Source organism: Oscillibacter valericigenes (assembly GCF_021531915.1).
Lineage (GTDB): Bacteria > Bacillota > Clostridia > Oscillospirales > Oscillospiraceae > Oscillibacter > Oscillibacter valericigenes_A.
The window spans coordinates 231,383-243,902 of sequence record NZ_JAFBIV010000002.1 but is presented as its reverse complement, the minus strand read 5'-3'; the positions used below and the strand labels follow the sequence as shown (position 1 = coordinate 243,902).

16 protein-coding genes are annotated in these 12,520 nt (G+C 62.1%); 12 read left to right on the top strand and 4 right to left on the bottom strand.

What is annotated here, in order from left to right:
* Nucleotides 1-94 precede the first annotated feature (94 nt).
* The 7 genes from JQM66_RS02885 (at nt 95) to cysS (ending at nt 6,718) form a co-directional block, all read left to right on the top strand.
* On the top strand, nt 95-724 hold the full coding sequence (locus tag JQM66_RS02885) for an HAD-IA family hydrolase (protein WP_235228296.1): 630 nt from the start codon (nt 95-97) through the stop codon (nt 722-724).
* Nucleotides 725-736: 12 nt separating this feature from the next.
* Entirely contained in the window at nt 737-1,510 is a 774-nt protein-coding gene (locus tag JQM66_RS02880; RefSeq protein ID WP_235228295.1) for a TIGR00282 family metallophosphoesterase, read from the top strand.
* A gap of 29 nt (nt 1,511-1,539) precedes the next feature.
* Nucleotides 1,540-2,016 (top strand): YbaK/EbsC family protein, encoded by a 477-nt coding sequence (locus tag JQM66_RS02875; RefSeq protein ID WP_235228294.1) that lies wholly within the window; start codon nt 1,540-1,542, stop codon nt 2,014-2,016.
* Nucleotides 2,017-2,167: 151 nt separating this feature from the next.
* A complete protein-coding gene (locus JQM66_RS02870) occupies nt 2,168-3,262 on the top strand; it encodes a metallophosphoesterase family protein (protein ID WP_235228293.1) in 1,095 nt (364 codons plus the stop codon).
* Nucleotides 3,263-3,266: 4 nt separating this feature from the next.
* On the top strand, nt 3,267-4,259 hold the full coding sequence (locus JQM66_RS02865) for an asparaginase (RefSeq protein WP_235228292.1): 993 nt from the start codon (nt 3,267-3,269) through the stop codon (nt 4,257-4,259).
* 334 nt (nt 4,260-4,593) lie between these two features.
* Nucleotides 4,594-5,268: a serine O-acetyltransferase EpsC gene (gene epsC / locus JQM66_RS02860; protein ID WP_235228291.1), complete on the top strand. Its 675-nt coding sequence runs from the start codon at nt 4,594-4,596 to the stop codon at nt 5,266-5,268.
* Nucleotide 5,269: 1 nt separating this feature from the next.
* Nucleotides 5,270-6,718 carry a cysteine--tRNA ligase gene (gene cysS, locus JQM66_RS02855; RefSeq protein WP_235228290.1) on the top strand — a complete coding sequence of 483 codons (1,449 nt, stop codon included), beginning with the start codon at nt 5,270-5,272 and terminating at the stop codon, nt 6,716-6,718.
* A gap of 41 nt (nt 6,719-6,759) precedes the next feature.
* Here cysS and JQM66_RS02850 read toward each other — a convergent pair whose 3' ends face one another.
* A complete protein-coding gene (locus JQM66_RS02850; protein ID WP_235228289.1) occupies nt 6,760-6,981 on the bottom strand; it encodes a hypothetical protein in 222 nt (73 codons plus the stop codon).
* Between the two features lie 147 nt (nt 6,982-7,128).
* Here JQM66_RS02850 and JQM66_RS02845 point away from each other — a divergent pair, with 147 nt between their 5' ends.
* Complete coding sequence (locus JQM66_RS02845; protein ID WP_235228288.1) at nt 7,129-7,683, top strand: helix-turn-helix domain-containing protein; 555 nt, start codon at nt 7,129-7,131, stop codon at nt 7,681-7,683.
* A gap of 14 nt (nt 7,684-7,697) precedes the next feature.
* Complete coding sequence (locus JQM66_RS02840) at nt 7,698-8,183, top strand: GNAT family N-acetyltransferase (RefSeq protein WP_235228287.1); 486 nt, start codon at nt 7,698-7,700, stop codon at nt 8,181-8,183.
* Between the two features lie 58 nt (nt 8,184-8,241).
* Here JQM66_RS02840 and JQM66_RS02835 read toward each other — a convergent pair whose 3' ends face one another.
* Nucleotides 8,242-8,796, bottom strand: coding sequence for a biotin transporter BioY (locus JQM66_RS02835; protein WP_235228286.1), 555 nt, complete (start codon nt 8,794-8,796; stop codon nt 8,242-8,244).
* Nucleotides 8,797-8,923: 127 nt separating this feature from the next.
* Nucleotides 8,924-9,484: a uracil-DNA glycosylase gene (locus JQM66_RS02830; protein WP_235228285.1), complete on the bottom strand. Its 561-nt coding sequence runs from the start codon at nt 9,482-9,484 to the stop codon at nt 8,924-8,926.
* Between the two features lie 108 nt (nt 9,485-9,592).
* Here JQM66_RS02830 and JQM66_RS02825 point away from each other — a divergent pair, with 108 nt between their 5' ends.
* The 3 genes from JQM66_RS02825 (at nt 9,593) to JQM66_RS02815 (ending at nt 11,293) form a co-directional block, all read left to right on the top strand.
* Complete coding sequence (locus JQM66_RS02825) at nt 9,593-10,108, top strand: putative ABC transporter permease (protein WP_235228284.1); 516 nt, start codon at nt 9,593-9,595, stop codon at nt 10,106-10,108.
* A gap of 98 nt (nt 10,109-10,206) precedes the next feature.
* Nucleotides 10,207-10,929, top strand: a complete 723-nt coding sequence (locus JQM66_RS02820) for a helix-turn-helix domain-containing protein (protein ID WP_235228283.1) — start codon at nt 10,207-10,209, stop codon at nt 10,927-10,929.
* A gap of 1 nt (nt 10,930) precedes the next feature.
* Nucleotides 10,931-11,293, top strand: coding sequence for a hypothetical protein (locus JQM66_RS02815; RefSeq protein ID WP_235228282.1), 363 nt, complete (start codon nt 10,931-10,933; stop codon nt 11,291-11,293).
* A gap of 53 nt (nt 11,294-11,346) precedes the next feature.
* Here JQM66_RS02815 and JQM66_RS02810 read toward each other — a convergent pair whose 3' ends face one another.
* Entirely contained in the window at nt 11,347-12,348 is a 1,002-nt protein-coding gene (locus JQM66_RS02810; protein ID WP_235228281.1) for an ATP-dependent 6-phosphofructokinase, read from the bottom strand.
* Between the last annotated feature and the right edge of the window lie 172 nt (nt 12,349-12,520).

Sequence of the window (12,520 nt, the reverse complement as noted above, 5' to 3'; positions counted from 1 at the left end):
AAACGCAACAGAAAGCGCAAAAATTCAGGGAATTTCTTTTCAAACAGCGGCTTCTTTGGTATACTGATACGGAGTGAAAAAAGGAGCGGATGCTATGCGCTATGACAATATCATCTGGGATTTTGACGGCACCCTGTTCGACACCTATCCCGCCATGTGCCGGGACCTTGGAAAAGTGATGGACAGCCTGGGGGTGCCCGTTCCGCAGGAGGATTTGATGGCCCGGTTCACGGTCTCCCGAAAGGCGGTGCTGACCTGGTGCGGAGAGCAGGCAGGGCTGCCCCCAGAGGAGATCGACCGGGTATACCGGGCCTGGGTGGCGGAGCACGGCCAGCCGGAGGCCCATCCCTTCCCCCACATCCGGGAATTCCTGGCCCGGTTCCAGGCTGCTGGTGGGCGGAACTTCGTGTTCACCCACCGCAGCGGTTCCGTCCACGACTATCTGGCGGGGGCGGACCTGACGAAGTATTTCACCGACGTGGTCTCTGCCGGGACAACCTATGCAAGAAAGCCCGACCCGGCGGGGAATAACTATCTGATCGCGACCCACGGTCTGGACCGGGAACGGACCCTGGCGGTGGGAGACCGGGAGCTGGACATCCTGGCGGCCAAAAACGCGGGCATCCACGCCTGCCTGTTCAGTCCGGAGCCCCAGGAAACGGCGGCGGACCACCGCATCCGGGAGCTCACAGAGCTGGATGACCTGGTGAGCCTGGACGGATAAGGAGGAGCACCCATGCTGTATCATATCTTAGCCGTGGGCGACGTGGTGGGAGAGCCCGGATTGAAGCATCTGGAGCGCCACCTGCGCCCGCTGAAAAAGCTGAAGGCCATCGACTTCACCGTGGTCAACGGCGAGAACGCCTCCGGCGTGGGCCTGACGCCGGAGCAGGCCTGGCGCATCTATGACGCCGGGGCCGACGCCGTCACCCTGGGCAACCACACCTTCGGGAAAATGCAGATCCGGGACATGCTGGAGGAAACTCCCTGGCTGCTGCGGCCTGCCAACTATACGGGCCGGGCTCCGGGCCGCGGCTGCGAGATTTTTGACCTGGGGGCCGTCCGCGTCCGGGTGATGAACCTGATCGGCCGCTGTGACCTGGACTGGAAGGCCAATGACCCCTTCACCACGGCGGACCGGCTGCTGAAGCAGGGGGAGGCGGACTTCACCCTGGTGGACTTCCACGCCGAGGCCACCAGCGAAAAGCTGGCCCTGGGCTACTACCTGGACGGCCGGGTGTCCGCCATCTGGGGCACCCACACCCACGTCCCCACCGCCGACGAGCGGGTGTACCCCAAGGGCACCGGCTATCTCACCGACCTGGGCATGACCGGCCCCATTGAGTCGGTGCTGGGCATTGAGCCCTGGCAGTCGGTGGAGAGCTTCCTGGGCGGCCTGCCGGGCCGCTACAAGCCGGCCGTGGGCCCCTGCAAGCTGCAGGGCGCCGTCTTTACCCTGGACAGCGATACCGGTTTGTGCACCGCCGTGGAGCGGGTGGATATTCGATAAAACCAAGAGAAACAGAGAGGAAACGAATCATGTCTATTCAGAAAGTACGCGCTTATTTTGAAGGCTTCGGCATCGCCGACCGCATCCGGGAGTTTGAGGTGTCCTCCGCCACGGTGGAGCTGGCGGCGGTGGCCGTGGGCGTGGAGGGCGCCCGCATCGCCAAGAGCCTGAGCTTCAAGGTGGAGGACCAGCCCATCATCATCGTGGTGGCGGGCGACGCCAAGGTGGACAACAGCGCCTATAAAAAGCAGTTCCACACCAAGGCCAAGATGCTGACCCACGAGGAGGCCCACACCCTCATCGGTCACGACGTGGGCGGTGTGTGCCCCTTCGCCCTGCCGGAAAACGTGAAGGTGTATCTGGACGTGTCCCTGCAGCGGTTCGACACCGTGTTCCCCGCGGCAGGCAGCGACAACAGCGCCATTGAATTCACCTGCGAGGAGCTGGAGAAATATTCTTCGAATTTTGTCCAGTGGGTCGATGTTTGTAAGGCATGGAGAGAGTAAAGAGGGGATTTCATCCCCCCTTTAGATTCCCCCCACCAGTGACATCTGTCACTGGTGAACGCCGCCCAAGGCGGTTGAGTCAAAGTATTTTGCCACGTACATGCCGCGGCAAAAATGATTGAAATTTTGTGATGCAGCAGGGAGAATTACCATGCTCAAATTTATCCACGCCGCTGATTTTCATCTGGACAGTCCCTTCGGCGCCCTGACCGCCCAGCAGGCGGCGGCCCGCCGACGGGAGAGCCGGGAACTGGCCTTCCGACTGGCGAATTACGTCAACCAACAGAACATCGACCTGGTGCTGCTGGCGGGAGACCTGTTCGACAGCAGCAACGCCTTCCGGGAGACCGGGGAGCAGCTGGCCCAGGCCTTCGGGCAGATGCGGGCCAGGGTGTTCATCGCCCCCGGCAACCACGACTGGTACGGCCCCGGCAGCCCCTGGCTGACGGTGGACTGGCCGGAGAACGTGACCATCTTCCGGGAAAACCGCCTGATGGCGGTGGACCTTCCCGACTGGAACCTGACCATCCACGGTGCCGCCTTCACCGGCGACCAGCAGGCGGAGCACGTTCTTGCGGGCTTCACCGTTCCGGAGGACGGCAGGACCCACTTCGGCCTGCTGCACGGGGAGGTGGACCCGGCGGAGGACCGCTATGGCCCCATCCGCCGGGAGGAGATCGCCGCCAGCGGCCTGACCTATCTGGCCCTGGGCCACATCCACAAGCGGACAGAGCCCTTCCGCTGCGGCGGGACCCTCTGCGCCTGGCCGGGCTGTCCGGAGGGCCGGGGCTTTGACGAGCTGGGGGAGAAGGGCTTTTACCAGGGTATCCTGGAAAACGGGACCGTGTCCCTGCAATTTGTGCCATTTGCCCGCCACTGCTATGAGATTTTAGAGGTGGACGTGACGGGGAAGGACCCCCGCGCCGCCCTGGAGGCGGCCCTGCCGCCGGGCACGGCCCAGCATCTGTACCGCATTCTTCTCACCGGCGAGACCGGGGAGGGCGGCGTGAATGCTCAGGCGCTGCAGGAGGCCCTGGCGGACCGGTTCTATGCCCTGGATATCCGGGACCACACCTGTATGGCGGAGGACGTCTGGAAGCGGGAGGACGAGGACTCCCTTCGGGGATTGTTCCTGCGGGAGCTGCGGGCCAAATGGAAGGCCGCCGCCACGGAGGAGGAACGGGAGACCGTCACCCGGGCGGCCCGCTTCGGGCTGGCGGCCCTGGACCACAGAGATTTGGGGTAACGATATGAAAAAAGTCTTGCTGATCGGCACCGGCGGCACCATCGCGTCGGATGTGACCGCCAACGGCCTGGCCCCGGAGCTGACCACGGAGCAGCTGCTGGCCCACATCCCGGCCATTTCGGAGATCTGCGACGTGGACTGTGTCCAGCTTCTGAATCTGGACAGCACCAACATGGAGCCCAGGCACTGGCAGATGATCGCCCGGTGCATCCGGGAACACTTCGGGGCCTACCACGGCTTTGTGGTGACCCACGGCACGGACACCATGGCCTATACGGCGGCGGCTCTCAGCTATCTGGTGCAGGGCAGTCCCAAGCCTATCATCCTCACCGGCGCCCAGAAGCCCATCGGCTTTGACTCCACGGACTCCAAGATCAATCTGCTGGATGCCTTCCGGTGCGCGGCGGAGGACCTGCCGGGAGTCTCCATCGTCTTCAACAACCAGGTGATCCTGGGGACCCGGGCCAGAAAGACCCGCTCCAAGAGCTTCCAGGCCTTTTCCAGCATCAACTACCCCCACCTGGGCGTCCTGCGGGACGGGGTCCTGCTGCGCTATATCCGCCAGGACTGCGGCGCGTATCCGCTGTTCTATGACAAGCTGGACACCAAGGTGGCCCTCATGAAGCTGATTCCCGGCGCGGACCGGGCCCAGGCGGACTTCCTGCTGGAGCGGAACGATGCCCTCATCATCGAGAGCTTCGGCGTGGGCGGCCTGCCGGAGAGCGGTGGGTTTTACGACTGCGTCCGTCAGTGGATGGATGCGGGGCGGGTGATCGTGCTGACCACCCAGGTGGCCAACGAGGGCAGTGACGTGGGCGTATACCACGTGGGGCATGCCTTGAAAAACCAACTGAACGTACTGGAGGCCTACGACATGACCACCGAGGCGGTGGTGGCCAAGCTGATGTGGATTTTGGGGCAGACCCGTGACCGCAGCGAGGTGGAGCGGCTGTTCTATACGCCCATCGCCAAGGATATCCTCTGGCCGGCAGAATGAACCGGTGGCCGGAGAGCATGGACAGGAAAACGCTCTTGACACCCCCGGCGAATCCTGCTAATATACTAAGGTATCTTAAATAGCGTGATGATTGGGAAGAGTACCAGTTTACCCAAAGGACAGAGAGGGCGCGTCACCGGCTGCAAGCGTGCCTGCGGAGGGAACTGCGAAGTGCGCCCAGGAGCGCGGGGGATGTGGAAGCCCTCCGAGTGGCCTGCGTCAATGGCCTTCCTTGAGTGATAAAAGAGAGTGGAACCGCGATTCGTCGCCTCTCGTACTTTGGTACGGGAGGCGATTTCTTTTTCCTCCCGACCGACACAAGGAGCTTATTTTTATGGCAAAACGAGTGACCCGTCTGGGCGGCCTGCTGGCCGCCTACCAGCGCCGCGACCCCGCGGCCCGCAGCAAGCTGGAGATTTTTCTCCTCTATCCCGGCGTCCATGCTGTCCTCTACCATCGACTGGCACATTGGCTGTATGGGCACCACCGCTTTTTCCTGGCCCGGTGCGTCTCCCAGTGGAGCCGCTTCTGGACCGGCATTGAGATTCACCCCGGCGCCACCATCGGCCACCGGCTGGTCATTGACCACGGCATGGGCATCATCATCGGCGAGACCACGGAGATCGGCGACGACTGCCTGCTCTATCAGGGCGTGACCCTGGGCGGCACTGGTAAGGATAAAGGAAAGCGCCATCCTACCCTGGGCAACAACGTGTTGGTTGGCTCCGGCGCCAAGGTGCTGGGCCCCTTCACCGTGGGGGACAACGCCCGCATTGCGGCCGGCGCCGTGGTGCTGGGAGAGGTGCCCCCCGGCTGTACCGCTGTGGGTGTGCCTGCCCGCGTGGTGCGGGTGAACGGCAAGCCGGTCTACTACGCGGATGATGTGGATCAGATCCACGTGGCCGATCCTGTGGTGGATGAGCTGATGGCGATGGCCCAGCGTATCGAGGAACTGGAAAAGGAACTGAAGGAACTGAAAGAACCGAATAAACGGAAGGAGACTGCCTGAAATGTATCTGTACAATTCAGCGACCCATAAGAAGGAAGAATTCAAGACCCATACCCCCAACCATGTGGAGATGTACACCTGCGGACCCACCGTCTATCACTTCGCCCACATCGGCAACCTCCGCAGCTATATCATGGAGGACGTGCTGGAGAAGTACCTGCGCTACGCGGGCTATGACGTGAACCGCGTCATGAATATCACCGACGTGGGCCACCTGACCTCCGATGCCGACGAGGGCGAGGATAAGATGCTCAAGGGCGCCCGGCGGGAGCACAAGACCGTCATGGAGATCGCCCAGTATTACACGGACGCCTTCTTCGACGACTGCCGCAAGCTGAATATCAAGACCCCCGATGTGGTGCAGCCCGCCACCGGCCTGATCCCCGAGTTCGTCCAGATGGTCAGCGGCCTGTTGGAGAAGGGCTATGCCTATCTGGCCGGCGGAAACGTCTATTTCGATACTTCCAAGCTCCCCCGGTACTATGTGTTCAACGACCACGATGAGGAAGATTTGGCTGTGGGCGTCCGGGAGGGCGTGGAGGAGGACACCAACAAGCGCAACAAGAACGACTTCGTGCTGTGGTTCACCAAGTCCAAGTTTGAGGATCAGGCCCTGAAGTGGGATTCCCCCTGGGGCGTGGGCTATCCCGGCTGGCACATTGAGTGCTCCTGCATCTCCCTGAAGTACAACGGCGAGTATCTGGACCTCCACTGCGGCGGCGTGGACAACGCCTTCCCCCACCACACCAACGAGATCGCCCAGTCCGAGAGCTACCTGGGTCATCCCTGGTGCCCCCAGTGGTTCCATGTGGCCCACCTGAACACCAACGACGGCAAGATGTCCAAGTCCAAGGGTGAGTTCCTGACGGTCTCCCTGCTGCAGGAGAAGGGATACGATCCCCTGGCCTACCGTTATTTCTGCCTCCAGAGCCACTACCGCAAGGCCTTGGTGTTCACCTGGGAGAATCTGGACAATGCCGCAGGAGCTTATGTGAAGCTGCAAAAGAAGATCGCCGCGCTGGACCCCAATGACGGGACGGTGGACCAGGCGGTGTTCGACGCGTACAAGGCCAAGTTTGTCCAGACCATGGGCAACGACCTGAACACCTCCATGGGTGTGACGGCCATCTTCGACGTGCTGAAGGCCAAGACCAACGACGCCACCAAGCTGGCCCTGATCGGGGACTTCGACCAGGTGCTGAGCCTGAATCTGCTGGAAGCGGCGGCAGCATTTCGGAACGCCAAGCCAGCTCAGGTAATCGCACAGCATGACGGCGTATATATCGTCACCGGCGAGGGCAACCCTGCCATCGACGCCCTGGTGATGCAGCGGTACGAGGCCAAGAAGGCCAAGAACTTCGCGGAGGCGGACCGCATCCGCGACGAGCTGAAGGCCCAGGGCATCGAGATCGTCGATGTCAAGGGCGGCGCCACCTGGAAGCGGATCTGAAACAAATAGCAGACGCGGGAGCCATCAGGCTCCCGCGTTGTTTATTCCAATTCCTCCAGGCGGTCCAGCACATCGTCCACCAGGTCCTCCAGGTCCTCGTGGCGCTGGCCCCAGTCTTCATATTCTTCGCTTTCCATGTCCGCCGGTTCCGCCTCGTCCAGCTCTGCGATCTGACGGCGCAGAAGTTCCAGATAGGCCCGCAGCTCCGCCTTGTTCATGTCCGCCGGGTCCCGGTATGCGCCGAAGTCGATGATGTCCGCCATGTGCGTCCCTCCCGTATTTGAATGGCTCCATTGTATCAGCTTCCGGGGCGGAAAACAATCCCATGGCCTTGACAAATCCTGTCAGTTCCCTTACTATAAGAAAAGAATTTGTCAATATATTGGCTTTTTAGCAGGGGGATGGCTGGCATGGAACTGAACCGGGCCGTGGCGGAGAACATCAAGCGCATACGGAAGAGCAAGAAGCTCAGCATGGAGCGGCTGGCGGCGGAGGCCGGCGTGTCCCGCAGTATGCTGGGGCAGATCGAGCGGGGGGAGGCCAATCCCTCCGTGGCCATTCTGGGCAAGCTGGCGATGGCTCTGAAGGTGCCTGCCGAGGTCCTGCTGGAAAACGATGACTTTGTCACCCTGGCGGAGTATCCGGAGGTCAAGACCAAGCCCACCCGTCTGGACGGCGGTAAGGCGGTCCTGCGGGAGAATTTTCCCTATGACGAGGTCACCCGGCTGGAGAGCCGGTTCCTGGACCTGTACATCAGCGCCCGGTATGAACCGGAGCCCTCGGTGCCCGGCTGCGTGTGCTATGTGACCGCTATGTCCGGAACCGTGAGCCTGATGGCGGAGGGCCAGAGCTTCCGCCTGCTGGAGCGGGACGCCATCCGGTTTGCGGCGGACCAGCCCTACCGCTTTGAGAACATGACCAACGCCACGGCGCGACTGCTGCTGGTGTACCAATATCTGAAATAAGGAGCGCATTTTCCATGCACATTCGCACAGCTACCATGGCGGACCTGGCCGCCATTACCGCGGTGGAGGCCGCCTGCTTCCCGGCGGCGGAGGCCGCTACGGAGGCGGATTTTAGAGCCCGTCTGGCGGTCTACCCGAATCATTTCTGGCTCCTGGAGGATGAGAACGGCGCCATTGTGTCCTTTGTGGACGGGCTGGTGACCGACGAACCCACCCTCCGGGACGAAATGTACAGCGATGCCTCCTTCCATGATGAACACGGCGCCTGGCAGATGATCTTCGGCGTCAACACCCTGCCCTCTCACCGGCGGCAGGGGCTGGCGGAGCAGGTCCTGCGCCAGGTCATCGCCGACGCCAAAGCCCAGGGCCGCAAGGGCTGTGTCCTAACCTGCAAGGACAAGCTGATCCACTACTATGGCAAGCTGGGTTTTGTGAATGAGGGCGTGTCGGAATCCGTACATGGCGGCGTGGTCTGGTACGACATGCGGCTGACCTTTTGAAGGACTTGACAGCGAAAAACTCCCCGTCCGATCGGACGGGGAGTTTTGATTGCCTGTATTACCGCAGGAAGCCCTTGACCCGCTGGCTCAGCGTCACCGCCAGCACCAGCTTCAAAAGGTCCGGGACCACATAGGGGAACACGCACCAGCCCAGGGCGGTCATGACGCCAACAGGGCCGGTGGTCCGGGCGTAGACCACCATGAACCAGATCGTTCCGAACACGTAGCAGACCAGCAGGCCCAGCACACAGGCCACGGCTTTGACCGGGAGAGACTCTCCCAGCTTCGCGGTTATCAGCCAGTAGATCAGAGCGATGCAAAGGAAGCCCACGATATAACCGCCGGTGGTGCCCAGCAGCCAGCCTAGGCCGCCCTGGAAGCCGGCACCCACCGGCAGGCCCACGGCACCCAGCAGCAGATAGACTGCCACGGCGTAGGTGCCCCGGCGGCCTCCCAGGGTCGCCAGCGCCGCGAACACGGCAAAGATCTGCAGGGTAAAGGGCACTGTCATGGGAATGGTGATCCAGGCGCAGACCGCCATCAGCACCGCGAACAGGGCGATGTAGGTCAGGTCCCGGGTGCGCAGGCGGGAGGAAGCAGTGGCAGTGGTCATGGCAGAGACCTCCTTGTCAAATTCTGCGTTTGAGGATACAGCAGGAGGACCGGACTGTCAATGGTCAATTTCCATAAACATGAAAAGTCCAGCGGGGGCTTCGTGCCCGCTGGACTTTTGCGGTATTTTATTCACAAAGCTCCCGGAACTTGGCCTGGATGGCCTTCAGGTCCTCGAAGGTCTCAGGCCGCTTGCTCACATCCCGCAGCAGCGCTGCCGGGTGATAGATGGCGGTCATCTGCACGCCGCCCCGCTGGAACCACTGGCCGTGCTCACTGGTGATCTTGAAGTCCTCCTTGATGATGGCCTTGGCGGCGATGCGTCCGAGACACACGATGATCTTGGGCCGCAGCAGGGCCGTCTGGCGGCGGAGGAAGCCGATGCAGGCGTCCTGCTCCACGTTCAGGGGATCCCGGTTCTGGGGCGGGCGGCATTTGACAACATTGGCGATGTAGACCTTGGTGCGATCCAGGCCGATGATCTCCAGCATGTCGTCCAGCAGCTGGCCCGCTTTGCCCACAAAGGGTATGCCCTGCTCATCCTCATGCTGGCCGGGGCCTTCTCCGATGAACAACAGCTTGGCATCTTCCGCACCGTCTCCAAAAACCACGTTGGTCCGGGTCTCCGCCAGGGCGCAGCCCCGGCAGGCCATACATTCCTGTTTCAGCGCTTCCCAGCTGTCCGCCATGGCGCACCTCCCGCAATTTTGATAGGACCATGCTACCACGAAACACTTTCCCGCGCAACCGGGAATCAAAGGTTTTCTCCGGGGAACACTGTGACGGGAGGGATGGGGATGTGGCTCTGGTTTTTTTGGATCTACAGCTTTCTGGGTTATTTGCTGGAAAAGGCGTTCGCCAAGGTGACCCGTGCACAACAGCAGGGGCGCAAGTGCTTTTTGCTGCTGCCCCTGTGTCCGGTGTACGGCCTGGGGATGCTGGCAGTGCTGGCCCTGCCACCCATATGTAAAGAAGGGATTTGGCTGGTGGCGTGGGGCGGCCTAGCGGCAACGGCGGTGGAATACGCGGTCCACTGGGCCTATGAGACCTTCCTCCATGTGCGGTTCTGGGACTACTCCCGGGTGTGGGGCAATCTGCGCGGGCGGGTGTGCCTGCCCTTCACGGCGGCCTGGGGGGTGCTGACGGCTCTGGCGGTGCGGTGGGTCCAGCCGGGGGTGGAGGCCCTGGCGGCCCGGGTGCCGGGGGAGGTCACCTGGTTGTGCCTGCTGGTGTTCACAGCGGACGCCCTGGTGTCCGCCCGCCTGCTGTGGGTGACGGGGGACATAGAGCTGCTGCGGGCGGATATGGGGTGAAATTGGCCGCTGTCAACAGCCGGTTGACAAAATGACAGCTTGGGCCGCTTGTCAACCGGCGGTGTCTCGGGTATGATGGAGGAAAAGGAGGGACGCCGATGGAACTGAACGAGCGGATCGCCGTGGTCCGCAAGGCCATGGGCCTGACCCAGGAGCAGCTGGGAGAACTGGTGGGCGTCAGCCGCCAGGCGGTCAGCAAATGGGAATCCGGTCAGACTGTGCCGGACGCCGTCACCGTGGCAAAGCTCTGCCGGGCGCTGAACGTCTCGGCGGATTACATTATATTGGGCAAGGAGCCGGAGGAGGGCGAGCCTGCGGCGCCGGCGGAGCCGCCTTATGAGCCGCCGAAGGAGTGTCCGATCTGCAAGAGAGCGGTGGAGGGGAGCATTTGTCCCGGCTGCGGGTATCCCATGCCGACCCAGCCGCCCAGAGGTCCCGGCTATGCGTTGGTCACAGAGGGCGTTGTGGGGACGGTGGATAACGACCGGAGAGCCGCGGAATTGATGCAATACTGTGGTTTCAGTCAGGGATATGCCAATACCTGCTGCAAGCAGATGAGTGAATACGGCACCTATACGCTGCTGCGGCGGGGACTGAGTGATACGGCTGTGCAGTGGCTTGCCAGCCATCTGAATCAGGACCTGTTCCGCCTGAAGATCGTGGAGGACTGCGGAGAGTCAGACGACATGCTTGCGATCAAACGCAGGGCCATGGAGCTGCCGGCTGTAAAGCCGAATAAGGAGCCCATGGGCTTCGGCGGCACAGTGCTGGCGGTGGCAGTGGGGGTCATTCTTGCGCTGCTCCTGCTGTCGGTGTTCTGAAATGAGACGGTACATCCCGCCCGCGGCCATCATCGCCGCTTTGTATATCCTGAACCGTCTGTGCTTCATTCCGGCCACCACGGGGCCGCTGCACCGCCTGCTGGCTTGGCACGGTGCGGACTTTCTGGCGGGGGCGCTGATGCTGTGCGTGGTCAACGGTCTGTTGGCTCTGACAGGCCGCCCGCCCCTGCGGCGGTTTGCCGCCGTGGCGCTGTTCCTGCTGGGCTGCGGCCTGTTCTGGGAGATGGTCACACCCTTGTATCTGCCCCGCTCCGTGGGGGACCCATGGGACATGCTGGCCTGCTGGCTGGGCGGCGTGGCCCTGTGGCTTTGGGATCAATATGGAAAACCGCCTTCGGCCTGATGCCGAAGGCGGTTTTTGGTGGGTTTGGTGATGGGAAACGTATGCTGTATGGATCAGTCCCGGGTAATGGACAGGGCACCCAGAATCTGATAGCGCTCCATGGGGAAGGGCTTCACCATCTGCAGAGCCTCCTCCATGTCCATGTCTGTGATGCTGCCGTCCCGGGTGACTACCACCCGGTTGCCCCGGCCCTCCATCAGGGACATGACAGCGCGGTAGCCCATGCGGCTGGCAGTCTCCCGGTCCCGGGCCGAGGGGGAGCCGCCCCGCTGGATGTGGCCCAGCACGGTGACGCGGGGGTCGATGCCAACCTCTTCGTGGATGCGTTTGGCGATATCCACGGCGCTGCCGGCGCCCTCGGCCACCACGATCATGTAGTGGGTGCTGCCGGCCAGGCGGGCCCGGCGGATCTTTTCCACGATGTCCTGGTCAAAATCCAGAGGACGCTCCGGGATCAGAACAGCGGTGGCGCCTACAGAGATGCCCACGTACAGGGCCAGATAGCCGGCATGACGGCCCATGACTTCCACCACGGAGCAGCGCTCGTGGGACTGCATGGTGTCCCGCAGCTTGTCGATACACTCGATGGCGGTGTTGCAGGCGGTGTCAAAACCGATGGTGTAATGGGAACAGCCGATGTCGTTGTCGATGGTGGCGGGGATGCCCACCGTCTGTAGGGTGAGGCCCGCCTCGGCCGCCTGGCGGCTGAGAGCAAGGGCACCCCGGAAGGTGCCGTCGCCGCCGATGGCCACGATGCCGTCCAGACCCAGCAGCCGACAGGTGGCCAGAGCCTTGTCCCGGCCGGGACGATCCATGAATTCCAGGCTGCGGGCGGTATAGAGCATGGTGCCGCCCTTGTTGATGATGTGGCTGACGCTGGAGGCGTTCAGGGGGACGAAGTCGCTGTTGATGAGGCCGTTCCAGCCCCGGCGGATGCCCACACACTCAATACCCTGGCTGACGGCGGTGCGGACCACGGCACGGACTGCGGCATTCATGCCCGGGGCATCGCCGCCGCTGGTGAGAACGCCAATCCGTTTGACCTGCTTTTCCATAAGGAACAAGCTCCTTCCGTATTTTTATCAAGAGTTTTCCATAACGAACCATGGGGGCCTGCGGAGAAGCCCATCTGACACGATGATAGCAGAATACGCATTTTCTTGTCAATAAGAATCACAGAATATCAAAGAAAACGATTTAATCCCTTGAAAAAATATCAAGTTTCCT